17 protein-coding genes are annotated in these 18,207 nt (G+C 61.5%); 14 read left to right on the top strand and 3 right to left on the bottom strand.

The genetic code is table 11. The annotated features are described in order from the left end of the window. Positions 1 to 22 precede the first annotated feature (22 nt). From NL532_RS29380 to NL532_RS29370, 4 genes are all read left to right on the top strand, one after another. Positions 23 to 790, top strand: coding sequence for a CBS domain-containing protein (locus tag NL532_RS29380; protein WP_023740425.1), 768 nt, complete (start codon positions 23 to 25; stop codon positions 788 to 790). 89 nt (positions 791 to 879) lie between these two features. After that, positions 880 to 1,005 (top strand): cbb3-type cytochrome oxidase assembly protein CcoS, encoded by a 126-nt coding sequence (gene ccoS / locus NL532_RS32300; RefSeq protein ID WP_023829628.1) that lies wholly within the window; start codon positions 880 to 882, stop codon positions 1,003 to 1,005. 416 nt (positions 1,006 to 1,421) lie between these two features. Further along, positions 1,422 to 2,603: a 5-demethoxyubiquinol-8 5-hydroxylase UbiM gene (gene ubiM, locus NL532_RS29375; protein ID WP_023697812.1), complete on the top strand. Its 1,182-nt coding sequence runs from the start codon at positions 1,422 to 1,424 to the stop codon at positions 2,601 to 2,603. Positions 2,604 to 2,896: 293 nt separating this feature from the next. Next, complete coding sequence (locus NL532_RS29370) at positions 2,897 to 4,807, top strand: putative bifunctional diguanylate cyclase/phosphodiesterase (RefSeq protein ID WP_023685543.1); 1,911 nt, start codon at positions 2,897 to 2,899, stop codon at positions 4,805 to 4,807. Positions 4,808 to 4,901: 94 nt separating this feature from the next. Here NL532_RS29370 and NL532_RS29365 read toward each other — a convergent pair whose 3' ends face one another. Further along, the gene (locus NL532_RS29365) at positions 4,902 to 5,183 is read right to left on the bottom strand and encodes a DNA -binding domain-containing protein (RefSeq protein ID WP_081731037.1); all 282 of its coding nucleotides are present in this window, start codon (positions 5,181 to 5,183) and stop codon (positions 4,902 to 4,904) included. A gap of 104 nt (positions 5,184 to 5,287) precedes the next feature. Between NL532_RS29365 and NL532_RS29360 the strand changes: the two genes are divergently transcribed. The 8 genes from NL532_RS29360 (at position 5,288) to rlxS (ending at position 12,325) form a co-directional block, all read left to right on the top strand. Next, the gene (locus NL532_RS29360) at positions 5,288 to 5,521 is read left to right on the top strand and encodes a helix-turn-helix domain-containing protein (protein ID WP_023735803.1); all 234 of its coding nucleotides are present in this window, start codon (positions 5,288 to 5,290) and stop codon (positions 5,519 to 5,521) included. Between the two features lie 537 nt (positions 5,522 to 6,058). Further along, a complete protein-coding gene (locus NL532_RS29355; protein ID WP_023829626.1) occupies positions 6,059 to 7,021 on the top strand; it encodes an ArdC family protein in 963 nt (320 codons plus the stop codon). 283 nt (positions 7,022 to 7,304) lie between these two features. Further along, on the top strand, positions 7,305 to 7,529 hold the full coding sequence (locus NL532_RS29350; protein WP_155923851.1) for a hypothetical protein: 225 nt from the start codon (positions 7,305 to 7,307) through the stop codon (positions 7,527 to 7,529). A gap of 656 nt (positions 7,530 to 8,185) precedes the next feature. Continuing rightward, positions 8,186 to 8,509, top strand: coding sequence for a DUF736 domain-containing protein (locus NL532_RS29345; RefSeq protein ID WP_023762782.1), 324 nt, complete (start codon positions 8,186 to 8,188; stop codon positions 8,507 to 8,509). 170 nt (positions 8,510 to 8,679) lie between these two features. Continuing rightward, positions 8,680 to 8,949 carry a helix-turn-helix transcriptional regulator gene (locus NL532_RS29340; protein ID WP_023740428.1) on the top strand — a complete coding sequence of 90 codons (270 nt, stop codon included), beginning with the start codon at positions 8,680 to 8,682 and terminating at the stop codon, positions 8,947 to 8,949. Then, positions 8,946 to 9,494, top strand: coding sequence for a signal peptidase I (gene lepB / locus NL532_RS29335; protein ID WP_023829625.1), 549 nt, complete (start codon positions 8,946 to 8,948; stop codon positions 9,492 to 9,494). The genes NL532_RS29340 and lepB overlap by 4 nt, the downstream gene beginning before the upstream one ends. Beyond that, on the top strand, positions 9,482 to 10,168 hold the full coding sequence (locus NL532_RS29330; RefSeq protein ID WP_031203415.1) for a lytic transglycosylase domain-containing protein: 687 nt from the start codon (positions 9,482 to 9,484) through the stop codon (positions 10,166 to 10,168). The genes lepB and NL532_RS29330 overlap by 13 nt, the downstream gene beginning before the upstream one ends. Positions 10,169 to 10,354: 186 nt before the next feature. After that, positions 10,355 to 12,325 carry a relaxase/mobilization nuclease RlxS gene (rlxS, locus tag NL532_RS29325; protein ID WP_023829623.1) on the top strand — a complete coding sequence of 657 codons (1,971 nt, stop codon included), beginning with the start codon at positions 10,355 to 10,357 and terminating at the stop codon, positions 12,323 to 12,325. Between the two features lie 750 nt (positions 12,326 to 13,075). On the opposite strand, the gene NL532_RS29320 is transcribed toward rlxS, so the two are convergent. Together NL532_RS29320 and NL532_RS29315 are read right to left on the bottom strand one after the other, a co-directional pair. Continuing rightward, positions 13,076 to 14,722, bottom strand: a complete 1,647-nt coding sequence (locus tag NL532_RS29320; RefSeq protein WP_031203413.1) for an MFS transporter — start codon at positions 14,720 to 14,722, stop codon at positions 13,076 to 13,078. Between the two features lie 544 nt (positions 14,723 to 15,266). Further along, positions 15,267 to 16,412, bottom strand: coding sequence for a trans-sulfuration enzyme family protein (locus tag NL532_RS29315; RefSeq protein WP_023740430.1), 1,146 nt, complete (start codon positions 16,410 to 16,412; stop codon positions 15,267 to 15,269). Positions 16,413 to 16,501: 89 nt separating this feature from the next. Here NL532_RS29315 and NL532_RS29310 point away from each other — a divergent pair, with 89 nt between their 5' ends. Together NL532_RS29310 and NL532_RS29305 are read left to right on the top strand one after the other, a co-directional pair. After that, entirely contained in the window at positions 16,502 to 17,146 is a 645-nt protein-coding gene (locus tag NL532_RS29310; RefSeq protein ID WP_023776436.1) for a helix-turn-helix domain-containing protein, read from the top strand. Positions 17,147 to 17,195: 49 nt separating this feature from the next. Continuing rightward, positions 17,196 to 17,834: an FMN-binding negative transcriptional regulator gene (locus NL532_RS29305; RefSeq protein ID WP_023783766.1), complete on the top strand. Its 639-nt coding sequence runs from the start codon at positions 17,196 to 17,198 to the stop codon at positions 17,832 to 17,834. Positions 17,835 to 18,207: the final 373 nt, after the last annotated feature.

Raw genomic sequence — 18,207 nt, 5'->3', positions numbered from 1 at the left:
ACGAAAGATCAGGAGGGTGAGGATGCAAGCCGAATCCATAATGACAAAGCCAGTCATCACGACGGATGCGAACGCGACGATCGCGCAAGCGGTCGAGCTCATGCTTTCAAACAAGGTCAGCTGCCTGCCGGTAGCAGACAGCGACGGCACCCTGATTGGTATTGTAAGCAAAAGCGACTTCTTGCGCCGAGAAGAACTTGGGACCCAGCGTGTGCGTCCGCGCTGGCTGGAGTTTGATCTTGGCCCGGGCACAGTCGCCAATGACTATGCGCGCTCGAACGGACGGATCATCCATCAGGTGATGACCACACCCGTCATCTCGGCGCCTCCTGGCGCCTCGATTGCAGATATTGTCGACCTGATGATGCAACATCGCATCAACAATCTTCCGATTGTCGATCGGGACAGGGTCATCGGCATCATCACGCGAACTGATTTGCTGCTTGTCCTGATCCGCGCCATGCCGAAACAGGGAACCACGCCACCCGATGACGACCTGATCCGCAAGGCTATCCTTGCCGAACTGCAGTCACAAACCTGGAGCGGTGGTGACTTGATCGATGTGAGGGTCAGCGACGGCCTTGTCGAACTGAAGGGGGCGATTGTCGACGAGCGTCAGCGGAAGGCAGCGATCGTTGCGGCTGAGAAGGTTGCCGGCGTCGGGCAAGTCAAGGACGGCCTCCTCCTCAGTACGGATCCGTTCGGTGAAGGTTTCATAGCTGCGGAAAAGGCGGGGACGCGAAGCAGAGTCCCTTTGGTTCTGCTCCCTTCCCACATCACTTGGACATGAGGCCGTCGGCGAGTTCCTTCGGCGTCTAGCGCCCGTCATGGGCGGAGAGTACGCTGTCGGCAGCAAGATGCCCGTCCTGACGGAATGCGATGGCCGCTGCCTGTTTTGGTGGGCTTGGACCGGCGCTTCCTGTGGATCTGAAGAGCGGCCAATACGAAGATCTCGACGGCTCCGCCCAGCGCATCCTTATCGATCGGGAAGAGCCGCGAGGCTGAACCGGTTGGCGGCGCCCAACGACTGTGCGGATGCTGGTCGTCAGTCGACCGAGTCTTTGCTGGATTGCCTCGTCATGATGATATCGGCGCGCGTGCGAAGAACGGATCAGCCACAATACGTTGCCGAACCTTTGGCCAGTAGGGGCACGCGATTGGGAAGCCGACCATTCAGAATGCCTAGACATGCAAACGTTTTCACGGCAATCGACCACTCGACCGTGAACCCGCCGTTGCCGGGTTATCGAGCCTGGTTGATCCAGATCAGCGTTATCTCTTCGTCGGCGTGGTTTCATTGACCAGGCTTCCAACGGAGAACGCATGTCTATCGACGATGGGGAGATGAGCGGCAAACCGTGGGTGATTGCGATGCTTCAAGAGCGCTTCGTATCGCAGATAGCCGCTATGGCGGCACGCTGATGGCCGGCTCTGTCGACACATTCGACATCATTGTCGTCGGAGCTGGGCCGGTCGGACTTGCCTTCGCAGCATCGCTCGCCCTGAGCCGACTCAAGGTGGCAGTGGTTGAACGGCAGTCGCTCGACAGCCTGGCGAATCCGGCTTTCGACGGTCGCGAGATCGCGCTGACGCACGCATCGGTGAGAATCCTTCGCGAGCTCGGCGCCTGGGACGCCATGCCCGCATCTGACAAATCACCGCTTCATGGCGCGCGCGTGCTCAACGGATCGAGCCCTTTCGCCCTGTGCTTCGATACTCGCAGCGGATCTGGGGAACCACTCGGATTTCTGGTCCCAAATTGTCGGATCCGCGATGCCCTGTTCAAAATTGTCTACTTCCAGGATCATGCCCGGCTGCTGTGCGGCAACTCGGTCGTGAATGCAACAACCAGCGACGACGAGGCGGTCATAACGCTTTCTGATGGCAGGCAATTGGCCGCTCGGCTGCTCGTAGCAGCGGATTCGCGTTTGTCCGCGATGCGCGACCTGCTCGGCATTGGCGCCAACATCTATCCGCTTGGCCACTCCATGCTGATTTGCCGAGTGAGGCACGAGCGCTTCCATCACCAGATCGCGGTCGAATGGTTCGACCACCATCAGACCATAGCGATGTTGCCGCTCATGGAAGGCGTGTCGTCGCTGCTTCTGACTTTGCGCTCAATCGAGGCCGATAGACTGTCTGTTCTCGATGACGAATTGTTCCTCATGGAATTGATGAACCGGTGTCGAGGACGCCTCGGGCAGATGACCCTGGCAAGCACCCGCCATGCCTATCCGCTGGTCACGACCTGGGCGCACAAGTTCTCGGCACCGAGTGCGGCACTTATAGGAGACGCTGCCATCGGCATGCACCCGGTGACCGCGCATGGCTTCAACATCGGCCTCAGCGGCCAGAAGCAACTCGCTCATAGCATACTGACAGCATGTCGCGCCCGCCGCGACATTGCCGATCCCGACATGCTCGGCAGATATGAAAGCCGGCTGCGGCTGTCGGCGGCGCCGCTCTATCATGCCACCAACATGCTTGTCGGTCTTTACTCAAGCGAGCACCCGGCGGCACGGCTTGCAAGACATGCTGGGCTCCGCTTTGCCCAACATCTTCCCTTTGTCCGCCATGGCATTTCGGCCATGCTCAGGCGGTGAATCGCACAGAGCGCTACCGCTCTGGAGCGCTGTCTTGGCGCGGCTTCTTTGTCTTGCTGGCTCGCAGCGTCGCGGGCAAGGCTGCTTCCTGGTGACTTTGCCGATCATGGCATGATTCGGATCAAGGCACGCGCGCGGGCGAAACCTTGATGATTCGGCAATGCTAAGCCAAAGGTGTGACCCGTAGCATGGTGAGCGCACTGGTTACCCTCGCTGGGTAGTTAACCCGTCCTTCAGTGGGCTTGCATAGGTTTGGTCCTCGCGAACAATGACGGGAGCAAGCTGGTCCATTCATGGCACCCCTAAAGAAAGAAGAATCGCTGGAGGCCAAAATCCGTCAGGATCAGCTTGCTGACCTGAGGGCCGGGCTCTTCGTGTCGATGCCGATAAGCGCGATCCTGTCAGGCCTGATTTGCGGGGTGCAGGCCCTTTCTGGCGGCGGCTTTGCCGCTGCAAGCTGGTTCCTGGTCGTCAATGCGCTGAATGCCGCCCGGCTTGCACTCGCCCGTTTTCAGCTAAAGGAAACGGGGCGCCATCAGGATTCGCTTGGCGTTTTGCCGCGCCTTCGCATGTTTGGCGTCCTTGCCCTTCTGGCAGGGTTTGCCTGGTCCTTCCCGGCCGTGCTGACTGTTGGATACACAACACCTCAAGCACCGATGCATCTGGTCATACTGGCGGGCATTTCAGCTGGTGCGGTTACATATGGCAGTTCGTATGCCGCGGCGGCGACCAGCTTCATCACACCTCCACTCCTCATCACGGTGGCGTGCCTTTTGGCGAAAGGCAATTTTGAACGCTACATTCTGGCTTTCACCGTTCTGCTCTTCATGGGCGGCTTGGTCCGAGCTTCGTTTGTTGGGCAGGCGCGCTTCCGCGAAGCAAGCCGCCTGAGACATGAGGCAGAGCGACTTGCGTCGGAAATGGAGCGCAACTCCAGGGAGGACCATTTGACCGCCCTTCTCAACAGGCGGGGCCTTGAACACGCCATCGGTCGGTTCAAGACCGCGGATGGCCCCTTCGTGGCAATGCTGATTGATCTGGACGGCTTTAAATCTGTCAACGACACCTACGGTCACAGGACCGGTGATGAACTGCTTGTCATGATCGCCCGCCGCATAGAGCAGGAAGCACCGGAAGGCTCAACGCTAGCTCGTATCGGCGGCGATGAATTCGTGCTGGTTTTTCCCTCAACGAGAGCTTCGCTTTCTGCCAGTGATCTCGCCTCCAATATCATAGCCAAAATTGCTCGCCCCTATATCGGGGTCGCGTCCGTGCGCGTCGGGGCATCGATAGGGATATACTTGGCGCAGACGTCGAGCCTGACTGAAATGCTGTTGCGGGCCGATATCGCCCTTTATACGGCCAAGCGCCATGGCAGGAACGAATTTTGCCTGTTCGATGCCGAACTCGACCGGGAACTCCAACGCCGCCAGTCCATCGAACGGGACCTTCATTCGGCGATAAAGACGGGAAGATTGCAACCTTGGTTCCAGCCGATCGTGAAACTCGACACCGAGGCCGTGGTCGGTTTTGAAGCCTTGCTGAGATGGTCCCATCCGACACATGGTGCCATCTCTCCACCCGAAATCATCACAGCCGCACGCGAAACCGGAATGCTTCAGCTGCTGACGCAAACCGTATTCGCCGACTGTTGTGCTTTTATCGACGGCTTGGTGAAAGCTGACTGTCGTAACATTCGTGTGGCGATGAATGTTTCCCCGCGCGAACTGGAAGCCGGCGATATCGACGACATGGTTCTGGATGGTCTGGCCGCAAGAGGCCTGCCTGCGACGATGTTCGAAATCGAGATTACCGAAGAATCGCCGGTGGATCCGGACAGAGTGGATGAAAAGCTCGGACGGCTTTCGCATGCCGGTATTTCCATCGCGCTCGACGACTTCGGCACCGGCTTTTCTACCTTGGCATCTCTCAAGGACCGTCGGATACGCAAGGTGAAAATAGACCAGGGCTTCATTCGCGGCCTGGCCAAGTCCCGAGAGGACCGACTGCTTGTCAAATCGGTCATCGAACTCGGTGACATGCTCGGGATCGAGGTCATGGCCGAGGGCGTCGAAACAGAGGCGGATCGGCAAACCCTGCACAAGCTTGGCTGCCGAACCGCTCAGGGCTTCCTCTTCTCCAAGGCTGTGCCTTTGATGCAAGCACTGGAAATGGCAGTCAAACAGTACGCGAACCAGTTGTGACCGCTCCCGCAGCGCCGGCTGTCGCGGCCGTGCGCTGCCGAATTTGGCTACAGAGACTTGCCTGCTCGAAACACGTGGCAGTGGGCGTTGTGCATCAGCCGGCGAACAGTTCCTTGTAGCCGGTCGTCACCATCCAGTTCGCACGGTCGATATGGCTGCGAAGAGCTTTGCGGGCGCGGACCGGGTCAATGGACGGGTCGATGCCGAGAATGCGCTCGGCCATCTCCTTTTCGCTGGCATTGTCGGCGCAGGCATCCAGGATCCGCAGGTAGATCGTGAAATGCTCCCTGTCGTAGCTCGTGAGGTTCTCCGACCAGGGGACTTCATCGCTCAAAGTTGAGCTTCGAGTCTCATCCGTTCCCATTGGTCCATTCATGCCTGCGAACCTCGCCTGTGAGCGCACGCAGTATATCCCAAAATGGGATAATCCGAAACCGGGATTAGTCGCTGATCCGGTCTTTACCCGACCGGTTCGCCTCCATGCCCAAATCCCTTCGATCGCCCCGCCACCAGCGGTTTCTGGCCCAGCTGGTTTCGCTGCGCAAGGCCAAAGGCCTGACCCAGGAGCAGCTGGCTGACAAGCTTGGTCGTCCCCAATCCTTCGTGGCCAAGTACGAGGGCGCAGAGCGGCGTCTCGACGTCATCGAGTTTCTCGACATAACTGCGGCCATTGACGCTGATCCGTGCGAGATTCTGTCCAGCCTCCGGTCCTAGCGGGCGCGCCGCATCTATCATGATCCGGACAGGAATATTGTCTAGGACAATGCCTCAATTTGTTGAAAGGCGAGCGCTGGTTTTCGGAGGAAGCCGCGCGCACGGCGGCGGTGCCTTTGGGTTCTCGACGTAACTGCGCCGCCTGACCATGTGCGAAAAAACTTGGCGCGCGCCCGCGCGCCTGACGACGCGCACCAGGTGCTCGTGAACCGAGCCCGCTTTTCTTCGGCAAGCTCAGGCGGTCTCGGCCATTCGGCTTCGCCCCTTGGCGTGGGCAGCCCTTCGGGCTGTGACGGCCGCCGCCCTTGCGGGCGGCGCGGTTTGTCTGTTGGCCTTTCCCGGCGGCGGGGTGGGCGGCACTCCCTTCTAGACCCGCCGCGGCAGCCCGCAACCCTTCGCGTGCCGGTCAGGGTCCTCCTCTTCGTTCCGGTCCTTCGGATGCGGTCCGCCTACCACGGCGGGCCTTTCCGGTCGCGACTCGCCGCCCACCCCGCTTCCGGGGAAAGGCGCGGCGATTGGTGAGCGGAGGATGAAACGATGCATGCAAACAGCAAGCGTACCACCAGCGGAGAGGCTGGCGCAGGCAAGGGCAGGCGCCCGGGCGCCAGCCTCTATCAGGAGATCACAGACCGCATCATTGCCGAGCTGGAGCGCGGTACCGTGCCATGGGTCAAGCCATGGGGCAGCGCAAAAGCAGGCCTTGGCCTGCCGAGGAATGCGTCCACGGGGCGCAGCTATTCCGGCATCAATATCCTCATCCTGTGGGGCGCCGTCATCGAGCGCGGCTATCCCAGCCAGAATTGGCTGACCTTCCGGCAGGCGCTTGCCCTGGGCGGCAATGTCAGGAAAGGCGAGCGCGGCACGACCATCGTGCATGCCGACCGCTTTGTCCCCAAGGACGAGAAGGAGCGCGCACGCCACGAGGGCGATGCACCACAGGCCGTGCCTTTTCTGAAGCGCTTCACCGTCTTCAATGTCGCGCAGTGCGACAATCTTCCGGAACCCCTCCATGCCCCCGCCGAGCCGCTGCCTCAGTGCGAGATCGTGCCGCAGGCCGAAACCCTGATTCGCGCCAGCGGTGCGGATTTCAGGATCGGCGGCGATCGCGCTTTCTACATGCCGGGCAGCGACCACATTCAGGTGCCGCCGCAGCCAGCGTTCCACCAGCAGATCGACTATTACCGGACCTGCTTTCACGAGCTTGGCCACTGGACCGGCCACCCGACGCGGCTTGCTCGCGACCTCTCCGGCTCGTTCGGCTCCAAGGCTTACGCGCGTGAAGAATTGGTCGCCGAAATCACTGCCGCCTTCGTCTGCAGCAATCTCGGCATCGAGCCGACCGTGCGTCACGCCGATTACATCGGCTCATGGCTGAAGGTGCTGCGCGAGGACAACCGCGCTATATTCCGTGCCGCCAGCCTCGCTTCGAAGGCCGCCGATTTCCTGCTTGGCCTTCAGGCCGATGCCGAAGGCGAGGCGCAAGAAGGGATTGCGGCATGACGATGCACCATGCTCAACTGGCCGACGCCGCAAAGCGAGCAGATGCCCATTTCTGACGGCGCCGGAACTCACCGGCCCGATGCTGAACTATGCCGATCTGCATCGCCAAGGTGCGCCCCGAGCCGCAGCGCGCAGCCAACGAGACAGTGACTGCCAGCCTTGCCGGCTGCAAGGCTGACGCCGCATTCGGCAAATGCGGCACAAGCTGTTGGCCCTGCTCGGATCACCGGACCGAGAATAGCGTGGTGGCCGGCGGCAATCGCGACCCCTTGCTGCCGCCGGCATGTTCGCGCGCAAGGTGGGCGCTCTGCGACGACAATCTCGTGCGCGTCGTGGGCATATGGTGGCAACCGGACGATGGCTTTTCGATCGCTTGCGCGACGAGGAAATCGCCGATTCGATGCTCACCGAGATCGGCTTCAAGCATGTCGCCGACAGCAATTTCGCCTGGAAGGTCGAGTCCCAAACCGAGACTACCCTGGCGTCGAGAATGGCCGCTTCAGGTTGAGACCTGGCTGCCGCGCTGGGTGAAATTCCCGGCCGAAAGCTACACCAGCCGCGAGGCTTCCTATTCGCCGATCTGTGCGCAAGGAAGCAGTCGCTGTTCGTGCGCGAATAGTCGATCACGGCCCGAGCGGCGTTTTCTCGAGTACTGCCGCTGAGGACGCGCGCGCCGCTCCGGGCCGCGCCGGCTCCGATTGATCGTCTTGCCGAGCCAGTGCCGCGTGCGATAAATTCCAACGCCAATTCGCCCCCATTTCGGCAGCCCCGCACCGCCCCGGATTGCTTGCTGAGGCGCCAGGCGCATGGCGCCAATTGTACATCCGATTGCCGAGAGAGCCCGCGCCGCCGGCCCCCCGCATATTGCCGCCTGCTCGTTGTGCCCCCGATCGCGCAACCTGTCTCCATTGTGTCTCAGGGACCATTCCCCTGCGCCTGGCTTGACGACCTATGGGCGGATCCGGCCGGCCCGAAACCCTCGCCGGCAGCTTTTTTCCCCGCCGCCTGCGGCGGCTTCCTCGCGCCGCTTCGCTTCAAAAAAACTCCCCGTTCGGGTCCTCCGCTATCGCTGCGGCCGTGCCGGTTCCGGCGGTCCGGACGCGCCCATCACGGTCCGCCATCGCAGGGGAATGGTCCCCTGCGAGCACCAAGAGGAGACTGAAAATGACCGCAATCGGATACGTCACCAAACAGGAAAACGGCGGCTACAAGGGCCAGCTCAAGACGCTCAGCGTCCGCGCCGACATCGACATCGTGCCCAATCAGGCAAAGAGCGCCGACACCCATCCCGACTTCCGGGTGCTGACGCAAGGGGTCGAAGTGGGTGCGGCCTGGATCCGCACCGGCGAGACCTCCGGCAAGGACTATGTGAGCCTGTCGATTGCGGCCCCCGAGTTTGGCCCGCGCAAGCTCTACGCCAATCTGGGCCGCGCCGCCGGCCAGGATGACGACGACACTTACGCCATCATCTGGAACCCGGTCGACTGACCGGCCGACCCGCAAAGCCCTGCGCCGCCAACCGGCGCAGGGCCTCTCTCAGGACCCGTGAGGCCGCCGAAGGGGGCGGCGAAAACTCGCCCCCCACTCTTCGCCCGTCCCCAAAACGATCTCGCTCGCCGATCCTCGCTTCGCTTGCCCGTAACGAACCGAGGATCATCATGGACGACGAAAACGAACGCGCAGCCCGCGCCAAGAAGGGCAGTCCGTTTCTCAACACCGCGCAGGCGGCCTTCTATATCGGGCTGTCCCAGCGCACGCTGGAGAAGATGCGCCTCAAAGGCGGTGGCCCACAATTCCGCAAGCACGGCCGTTATGTCCGCTATCACATCGACGAACTCGACGACTGGTCGAAGGGGCACGCGCCGGAGACCGCGCCCGAGGATGGCGCGCACGAATCCGGCTCGGCCGGTGAGGGAGGCCGCTCATGAGCCGGCGTCCCACCATCCGTCTGATCGGCAGCCATCTGCAGCGCATTCGAGCCCGCAAGACGATCGTCGTTGCCACAATCGGCCTTGGCCTGATCGGCTTCGCCGCCTTCGGCAAACCATCGCCCTGGCTGGTCTGGAACGCCTCGGCGAGTGCGCCGGTCGGCCTCTATCGCGTCGCATCCAGATCGCCCGCTCGTGGTGATCTCGTACTCGTCCGCCCACCAAGACCGGTCGCCGATCTCGCCGCCGAACGCTTCTATCTGCCCAGCAACGTGCCGCTGGTCAAGCGCCTTGCGGCGCTGCCCGGCGAGCATGTCTGCACCTTCGGCGACGCCATCATCATCGGCGGCGAGATAGCCGCGCGCCGGCTTGCAACCGACACGCAGCACCGTCCGCTGCCTTGGTGGAATGCATGCCGAAAACTCGCCGCCGACGAGGTTTTCCTGCTCGGCAGCGATAAAGATCGCTCGTTCGACAGCCGCTATTTCGGGCCGGTGCCGACCGAAAACATCATCGGGAGGCTCGTGCCGCTATGGACCGAGTGACCCTCCTTATGCTGAGCATGGCGTGTCTCGCACCATGCTCCTGTTCCGCCGCGACCAACACGAAGCCGGTCGTCATCTCCCATAGTCCGCAGCTTGCAAGATGGCAGCCCTTCGTAGCCGAAGCAAGCCGGCGTTTCAGCATTCCACAGACCTGGATTTATGCCGTCATGGATGCCGAAAGCCGGGGGCAGACGACGCTCAATGGGCGGCCGGTCACGTCGAGCGCCGGCGCCATTGGCCTCATGCAGGTGATGCCAGGCACCTACGAGGAGTTGCGCGCAGAGCTTGGCCTGGGAGCCGCCCCGCACGACCCTCGCGACAACATTCTGGCAGGCACTGCCTATCTGCGCGCCATGTATGACCGCTTCGGATTTCCAGGCCTGTTTGCAGCCTATAACGCCGGGCCGGAGCGCTACGAGCAGCATTTGCAGCGCGGGCGACCGCTGCCTAGCGAGACGGTTTCGTATCTGGAAGAGATCAAGGCGGCGGGCATTTCGGCCGCCGATATGGACGCGCTCACCGGCAAATCCCGTTCCAAAAGCGCGCCGGGAATCCCGTCCGGGCAGTCGCTGTTTTTTCTCCGAAACGGTGTTTCCGTGACCGGCCCGAATGGCCAACTCCTGGTGCCGCTCGGATCGGAGCGAGCAAGATCAGGCCGGCCGGATCGCAGGTGAGGGCAGCGGCTACCGTGGTTCGGGCGGGGGCAGGGAGGCAGGTCCGCGGAAGGCAAGATAAAGGCAGCGCCTCCTGGAGGCGGCGAAGTGTTTGTCTGCACATCGTTTTTCCAGGAGGTTGCCTCCGGGTCCAGGAGGGTCTGGCGGGCAAGCTTCTGATTTTGCTGCTGGTTCATCGGAGGCCGCTTGCAGGATGACGAATTCACGCCGAAGCTCGGCAAAATTGGCTCGCGCGGCTCGAAGGCGGGCAAACGCTACGCTGGCCAGGTGCAGGCCGCGATCAACCGAGCAGGCGGCAGGAGCGGACGCGGCAGCCGCTTCATCGGAAGCCGGGTGGGGCGCGGCGGGGCCGCTGCCGCCGTTCTTAGAGCGCGCGACCGCCACGCGGCGTTTCGGCAGCGGCGCGCAATCGTCAAGGCACGCATCGTCAAGCTGGCCGGCAAGGGAGCCGACGGGGCTCGTGCGCACCTCCGCTACCTCCAGCGCGACGGCGTCACCCGGGAAGGCGAGCGTGGCGAGCTCTACGCTGCCGACAATGACCGCGCGGACGGCAGGGCCTTTCTCGATCGCGCGAACGGTGACCGTCATCAGTTCCGCTTCATCGTCGCCCCTGAAGACGGTATCGAGTATGATGACCTGAAGCCGCTCACCCGGCGCCTCATGGCGCAAATGGAAGAAGACCTCGGCACCACGCTAGACTGGGTGGCCCTCGACCATTTCAACACCGGCCATCCCCACACCCACATCATCGTGCGCGGCAGGGATGATCACGGCGAAAACCTCGTCATAGCGCGTGACTACATCTCCTCTGGCTTGCGCGAGCGCGCAGCCGAACTGGTTAGCCTCGACCTTGGCCCGCGCACCGACCGCGAGATCGAGCAGCGCTTGCGCCAGGAGATGGATCAGGAACGCTTCACCAGCATCGACCGGCAGCTGATGCGCATGCGCGACGATGAGGGGTGTGTCTCACTGGCCAGCCGACACACCTTTCGCCAGACGCTGCACCAGGGCCGCCTGCGCAAGCTCGAGCGGATGGGCCTCGCCGGGGAGATGCCTGCCGGTCGCTGGCGCCTGGAGGATGAGCTCGAAGCCACGCTACGCCGCATCGGCGCGCGCGGCGATATCGTCAAGACCATCCATCGCGAGCTGACCGGCAAGGGGCTCGTCCGCAGTAACGCCGACCATCTTATCCACGATCGATCCGACGGGTCGGCTCAAACCGTGGTCGGACGTGTCGTCGGGCGCGGGCTGGCCGACGAAATCACTGACCGCCATTACCTCGTCGTCGACGGCGTGGACGGCAAAAGCCACTATTTTGATATCGGCAAAGGCGAGGCCACCCAACCGACACCAGAGGGCTGCATAGTGCGGGTCAGGCCGAGGGACACCGGGCCAAGAAAAGTCGACCGCACAATTGCCGGCATCGCCACGGTCAACGACGGGCGCTACAGCATCGATATCCATCTCAAGCATGACCCCTCGGCCACCGAACGCTTTGCCGAAACGCACGTGCGGCGACTGGAGGCGATCCGCCGTGCGACCGGTGGCGTCGAGCGCGAGCCGGACGGCACATGGACAGTCGCGCCCGACCATCTCAACCGCGTTGCGGATTACGAGCGTCAGCGAGCGAGGGCCCAGCCTGTTGTCGTCGACAAGCTCTCATCAATGCCGCTGGAGAGCCAAGTAGGCTTCGACGGCGCCACCTGGATCGACCAGGAGCTGGTATCAGCCCACCCTGAGTCCTTGCGCGACTCTGGCTTCGGTCGCGAAGTACGTCAGATCCAGGCCCGCCGACAGCAGTGGCTGATCGCGCAAGGTCTTGCCCATGATGCGCAGGATCGGGTCATCTATCGCGCCAACATGCTTTCAATGCTGCGCCAACGAGAGCTGAACCGTGTTGCCAGTCAGCTCTCGGACGAACTCGGGCTCTCGTATTCTGAAGCGCAGCATGGCAATCGAATAGACGGAACGCTGCGCTGCTGCGTCGAGCTCGCCGGCGGAAAATACGGTGTCATCGAGAAATCGCGCGAGTTCACGCTGGTGCCTTGGCGGCCGGTGCTTGAGCATCATATCGGCAAGGAGGTGTCTGGCGTGGTGCGCGCCGAGGGGATTTCCTGGACGATCGGACGCCAGAGGAGCGGGCCCGGCGTTTCGTGAACTGGCTATAATTTATTTGTCCGCGTTGAAACACATACTCAGCCCAGACGGAGTTCCTCCGCCTGCTGCTTGCTCGCAGCATTCATTTGGCGGAGAGTCTGTGTTCTGCATTTTGTAGTTCGCTCTGTCAAAAAGCGCTGGGAATATGCATCATGTTCTGCGTTGACACGGAAGGCGCGCCGACAGGTGCTGCGGATCGGCTCCCGATGGCTGCCAGCTAGAAAGGTGGGCTGACTCGTGACAGCGCAAGGGGCTCTGGCGGCCGCGGTACGGCGACGCGAGCTCTGGCATCGAGGATGAAGCGCACTTCCCGATCTTATTCTACTCGCAGGACCGGCAGACGCGGCGGTCGCCCGTGCGAGCAACCATGCTGTTGGCCCTGGCGTGAACTGGCAGTCCGTCCCGGGGGACTTTGTAACGGAGAAAACTAGGCGGAAAGAGGCGCGCGGCCCGTCTCCCCAGCAACCCGCCTTGCGGATTCCTCCTCTGCCCGCTTCGCAGACGGGGATACCCTCCGCCCCCTTGCTATTCGTTGCCCGCCGCTATGCAAAGGACAGGCGACCTGAATCCGTGCTCAAGCCGATCTGGCGGCAGAGAGGGGGGTCTCGGGCTGAACATGGGACCCGTGATGGACATAATTGCCACGCGAATCCTCATGTTCGCCTAACCGGCCGGAACGATTTGCAATCCGGGCAGGCAAATTAAGGAGTAGCTCGTTCCGTGTGCAAGCCCAGACAAGTCTTGGTTTTCTCACGGGCGCGATACAAAGGGCACAGGCTGGACTTGGCTGCCGGGGGCGGGGCTTGTCGACCGCTCGATTGAAAGTGAGATGCGAGGCGGAGAATCACCCATGTGCAGAGCGGCAAGGCGCTCGCCTATGTCCCTGTCATTCACCGTTAGTCGATGGTTTAGACGAAGATAGTCCGTCCATGTCGGCGTGCGGAATGTCTCGGTCCAAAGCGTCGACTTCTGAAGGTCTCGCTGGAGGGTCCAGTCCCGCGCACCGGCGCGGCTCTGAACGCGCCGCCTTTCGCGCATGCAGCTCAGAAATTCATCGATACTCTCCTCGAGTATCGAGTACTCCACCTTGATCACGATCGGACCGCTCCTGGGCTTCAAAGGGAGGGCCAGTTCTGGTGGCCTGAAGTCGACGGCCGCTTGATCCGATTCCTCCCATAGCCGCACCGGCAATAGCTTTCCCACAGCCGCGACCAGCAACAGTGCCGCTGCAGCACCTTCCAAAGCCCACGTCAGCGAATAGTACTGCGCGACAGCACCCCAGATCCAGCTACCCGCTGCCATGCCGCCGTAGGTCAGGGCGTAATAAATGGACAGGGTGCGACCAACGACCCACCTTGGGCTTGCCAACTGCACACACACGTCGGTTCCGGTCCAGGTGACAACCCAGCCAGCGCCACCGATTGCAAGCGCGATCGCCGCCACAGCCACCGACGATGTGAGGGCCATCAAAAGGCAGCACGTTGCGCAAGCAACGGATGCGAGCGTGATCAATCGGTTCTGGGACGTGATGCGTCTCAAGTAGCTGCTGCCAATGCCGGCGATGAAGGCGCCTGTGCCGAAGCCGGCCAATAGCACGCCGTACACAATTGGCCCTCCCGCCAGTTGGTCGCGAACCAGGAGGGGGAGCAAAGCAAGGATCGAGATGCTTGATAGCCCGAACAGGGTTGCACGCACGATCGCCACTCTGATCTCTGAGGATATCGCCGTGAATCGCATGCCATCATGAATGGCCGTAGTCATCCGCTCGCGCGGAAGAGGCGAAGAGCGAACTTGCCACTGTGAGCGCAAAACAGCGCTCAACGGGACCAGGTCACTTAGCGCAGCGAGGGCGAAAGCCGTAAGGGGGCCCAGCAAAGCTAAGATTACACCGCCCAGCGCAGGTCCTATGCTCCGAACCACGTTGTACCCCACCGACATCAGCGTCACTGCAGCGGGTATGTCGCGCTTTTCCAGGATATCGCCGACCGAGGCGTGCCAGGCTGGATCGTTCAAGGCAAAGCCGCATCCGGCCAAGAAACTCAGTCCCAGGATTAGCCATGGACTAGCAAAGCCCAGTCCCACAGAGAGTGCCAGCGCCGTGGATGCCAGTGCGATCAGGCAGTGTCCGGCAAGCATCACGCCACGGCGGCTGAAGCTGTCTGCAATGGCTCCAGCAAGGATCGACAAGAAGAACGCGGGCAGTGTCGATGCAGCCTGTACGAGCGCAACCATCAGATCGGAGGCTGAAATCGTGGCCATGAGCCAGCTTATAGCCACGCTCTGCACCAGCCAGCCAAGGCTGGATATCTGCGTGGCTGTCCAGATAGAACGAAAGACCGGGTTGTGAAGAGGGATCAGTGTGTTTGCCGCAAAGCGCGGAGGATCTTGACGCCGCATCACTTCTCACCTCCACTGGTGTCGTTCTTCCGCTCATTTGCTTGCAGCGGTGCGCTCTGTGCACTGACTGCGTCACAACGAAGTTCCGAGATCGCGCTCGCAACAAGGACAATGTGGCATCCACGGTGCTGATGCGCGTTGAGGTACCAACCTGGCCGTTAGCTGATGGGTCCCGCAGCCCGCTTGGTGCGGTCAGTTCTGCCCTGCGACTATTGGCTTTGGACGGTGCTAGCGCCCCGATGGCCGGCTTGTCAAACTGCCGTAGTGCCAGCACATCCATCCCATCTGCTGACCGCGATCTCCGACGAGGTTGAGCATCAGCAGGTCAACGGCAAATCTGGGTATTTCCGCTTCCGGTCGGGCGCGTGGCCATCGTCCAGAAACCCGAAGACGTTCATCACCCATGCGACCACGCGCCCGAGACGATGCGACACGGCGGTAGCGGTTCACCAGAGGACGTGCGTTCTACTCAGCAGGAACATTGTTCTGCCGATCGTCGGCTGCGCCAGCCGCCACATAAAGCGGCGCCAGAGTCTTGCACCCGTCATTGGACTCCCGCTTTGCAGGTTTCGCCTAGGGCCTGCATCAGGTCATCGATAATGTCCTGAGGATGTTCAAGCCCTACAGAGATTCGCAGCAATCCGCCTGGCGCTTTGGACTTCGCACCTTCAACGGATGCGCGATGCTCTATCAGAGAATGCGTCCCGCCAAGGCTTGTCGCCCGGACAACAATCTTCAGGCGGCCGGCCACGGCCATTGCAGCATCGGCTCCGCCCTCGACGATAAAGGATAGCATCGCTCCGTAATGGCTCATTTGCCGCGTAGCAAGATCGTGTCCCGGATCAGTTTGCAGACCAGGAAAGAGCACTTTTTCGACGCGCGGATGAGACGCCAAGGCCTCGGCCACTTTCTGGGCGCCTTCGCAATGGGCGCGCATGCGGACCGGCAATGTCTGCAGGCCCCGCAACGCCAGCCAACAGTCGAAGGGCGCTGCGACGCTGCCCTTGTGTTTCTGGACCATCCGCAATGGGCGACCGAGGGGTGACGCGTTTGGGACAATGACGACACCGGCCATCAAATCCGAGTGGCCGCCAATGTACTTTGTCGCCGAGTGCATCACTGCGTCTGCCCCGATTTCGAGTGGCAGTTGAAGCACTGGGGTGGCCCACGTATTGTCCACCACCGCCAAGGCGTTTGCCTCGTGCGCGATTGCGCAGATGGCCGCAATGTCGACAACGCGGATCATCGGGTTTGACGGCGTCTCGATCCAGACGAGGCCAGTCCGCTTCGATGTCACCGCGGCGCGCAAAGCGTCCAAATCGCGCATGTCGACTGGGGCAAAGTCGAAGCGAGACCCAATGTCGGTCTCTTCGATCAGCGAACGAATGCCGAAATACATGTCATCCGGCAGAACGATCCGACCCGCCGACGGATGGCTCTCGAAAACTGCAGCGATTGCGGCCATGCCCGAAGCGAAGGCGATGCCGTCTTCCCCTCCCTCAAGCGTCGCCATGGCCGCCTCGAACGCATTGCGTGTAGGATTTCCATCCCTTGTGTATTCGAAGCCGGACGGAAATGACCCGTTGACGCCGCGTTCGAACGTCGTGCTGGTGTGCAGCGGCATGGATACGGCCCCCGTGGACGCGTCGACCCCTCGGCCGCAGTGGATCGCCTTCGTCTCAAAACGCATCGGTTATTTCCTTCCTAACGGGCAGTTGCAATTTCGCCCCGGTCATTATACTGACCGCAATAGGTGAGCCGAGGTCCTAAGTCAATATAATGACCGATGTTACGACAGCCTTTGATGCCGAGCAGGTTCTTGGGCAAGCGATAGCGGCCCGGATCCGAGACTTGAGGCGTGACCAAAACCTGACCCTGGATCGACTGGCTAAACTAAGCGGCCTGTCCAAGGGAACCGTGGTCGCGCTGGAGCAGGGTAGGGCGAACCCCAGTATCGGCATACTGTGTCGGCTGGCGGCGGCGTTTTCGCTCTCGGTGGCCGATTTGTTGAACGAGCACCCTTCCACGGTGTGCCTTCCCATCGAGCGGACAGAGACCAGGAGGCTTTGGACGAGCGCCAAGGGAAGCTCTGCACAACTGCATTCGTCGACCTCGGGACGCACGATGTTCGAATTGTGGAGCTGGGTCATTATGCCGGGCGACGTGTTTTCCGCGGATGCTCATAGTCCGGATACGCGCGAGTTGATCTCGGTCAGTCAGGGTGCCCTGAGCGTTGTGGTAGGTACCCATGTGGTCATTTTAAGCGAAGGCGAGAGTGCGCGGCTTGTCACTGACCAACCGCACTCATACGCGGCGGCATCTGATGTGCCCGCCCATTTCTCGATGGCGGTTCTTGAGCGTGGTGGACACCGAGATCCGGGGCACTCGTCGACGGCAGCGAAGATTCAGGAGCCCGTTCCGTAAGGCTCCGCCGATTACTAGCAACCGCACATTCGCGACAGGAGATAAACCGTTGTACGTTCCGCCTCATTTTGCCGTCCCTGATCAGAACGCCCTGTTCGAGCTTATCGAGAAACACCCGCTTGGTATCCTCGTCACCCAAAGCAAAGGCACACTGGACGCGAACCACCTCCCCTTCGAGCTTGACCGCTCGAAGGGAGACAAGGGCGTTCTCAATTGCCATGTCGCTCGCAAGAACCCAGTCTGGGAGGAAGTCGCCAATGGCGATGAGGTTCTCGTAATCTTCCGTGCGGCCGACGCTTACATCTCGCCGAACTGGTATCCAAGCAAGCACGAACTCCACAAGCAGGTGCCGACGTGGAACTATCTCGTCGTCCACGCCCACGGACGCATCACTGTCCGGGATGATGAGCGATATGTACGCCGTAACGTGGCGAAGCTCACTCATATGCAAGAAGCCTCGCAGCCTGCCCCGTGGAAGATGGGCGACGCGCCGAAGGACTTCATCGACACGATGGTTAAGGCAATCGTCGCCCTGGAGATCGAGATCACCGGCCTGGTTGGAAAATCAAAACTCAGCCAGAACAAAGACTTGCGCGACATTCAGAACCCTGGTGAAATGCTGCGTGCCCAAGGGGCCATTGCGATGGGAGAAGCGATGCTCGCGGCTGCGGCGGCCAAATCCCAATAGCATGGTCTTGTCCCGACAAAGCCGCTGGTGCCGGCCTCCGACGGGTCACCTAGCCCGCCTTGACGCACGGCAATAGCTTTTGACGGCCTGAAGCGACGCTGTGGTCACCGTTGTGATATTTTTCCACGCGCCTGGTCAGGCGGCAGGATTGCTCCGTCGTGGCCGACGGGTTCGTTTCAGTCGCCGGCGCCCCGTTGTATGTCGGCGACCACCCGCTACCGGTCTTGAATGAGGCGCAATCGCACGCATTTCGAAGCCACGTACCTTGGGCGGCAAGCTCGACCATGCACTCGACGCAGCTCCCAAGTGGCGGCGCCGTCAACGATCTCCTTGAACCTGCGGAACTTGCCCGAAAGCACTTCTCTTACGGGAG

Source organism: Mesorhizobium sp. C120A (genome assembly GCF_030323105.1).
In the GTDB taxonomy this organism is placed as follows: domain Bacteria; phylum Pseudomonadota; class Alphaproteobacteria; order Rhizobiales; family Rhizobiaceae; genus Mesorhizobium.
This window is presented reverse-complemented; position numbering and strand designations above follow the sequence as displayed.

Excerpts from the sequence above, each read along its gene's own strand:
- NL532_RS29370 (WP_023685543.1), top strand. The coding sequence starts at position 2,897 with ATGGCACCCCTAAAGAAAGAAGAATCGCTGGAGGCCAAAATCCGTCAG.
- ubiM (WP_023697812.1), top strand. The coding sequence starts at position 1,422 with ATGGCCGGCTCTGTCGACACATTCGACATCATTGTCGTCGGAGCTGGG.
- NL532_RS29330 (WP_031203415.1), top strand. The coding sequence starts at position 9,482 with ATGGACCGAGTGACCCTCCTTATGCTGAGCATGGCGTGTCTCGCACCA.
- NL532_RS29355 (WP_023829626.1), top strand. The coding sequence starts at position 6,059 with ATGCATGCAAACAGCAAGCGTACCACCAGCGGAGAGGCTGGCGCAGGC.
- lepB (WP_023829625.1), top strand. The coding sequence starts at position 8,946 with ATGAGCCGGCGTCCCACCATCCGTCTGATCGGCAGCCATCTGCAGCGC.
- NL532_RS29380 (WP_023740425.1), top strand. The coding sequence starts at position 23 with ATGCAAGCCGAATCCATAATGACAAAGCCAGTCATCACGACGGATGCG.
- ccoS (WP_023829628.1), top strand. The coding sequence starts at position 880 with ATGGCCGCTGCCTGTTTTGGTGGGCTTGGACCGGCGCTTCCTGTGGAT.
- NL532_RS29365 (WP_081731037.1), bottom strand. The coding sequence starts at position 5,183 with ATGAATGGACCAATGGGAACGGATGAGACTCGAAGCTCAACTTTGAGC.
- NL532_RS29350 (WP_155923851.1), top strand. The coding sequence starts at position 7,305 with ATGTTCGCGCGCAAGGTGGGCGCTCTGCGACGACAATCTCGTGCGCGT.
- NL532_RS29340 (WP_023740428.1), top strand. The coding sequence starts at position 8,680 with ATGGACGACGAAAACGAACGCGCAGCCCGCGCCAAGAAGGGCAGTCCG.
- NL532_RS29345 (WP_023762782.1), top strand. The coding sequence starts at position 8,186 with ATGACCGCAATCGGATACGTCACCAAACAGGAAAACGGCGGCTACAAG.
- NL532_RS29320 (WP_031203413.1), bottom strand. The coding sequence starts at position 14,722 with ATGCGGCGTCAAGATCCTCCGCGCTTTGCGGCAAACACACTGATCCCT.
- NL532_RS29315 (WP_023740430.1), bottom strand. The coding sequence starts at position 16,412 with ATGCGTTTTGAGACGAAGGCGATCCACTGCGGCCGAGGGGTCGACGCG.
- NL532_RS29360 (WP_023735803.1), top strand. The coding sequence starts at position 5,288 with ATGCCCAAATCCCTTCGATCGCCCCGCCACCAGCGGTTTCTGGCCCAG.
- NL532_RS29310 (WP_023776436.1), top strand. The coding sequence starts at position 16,502 with ATGACCGATGTTACGACAGCCTTTGATGCCGAGCAGGTTCTTGGGCAA.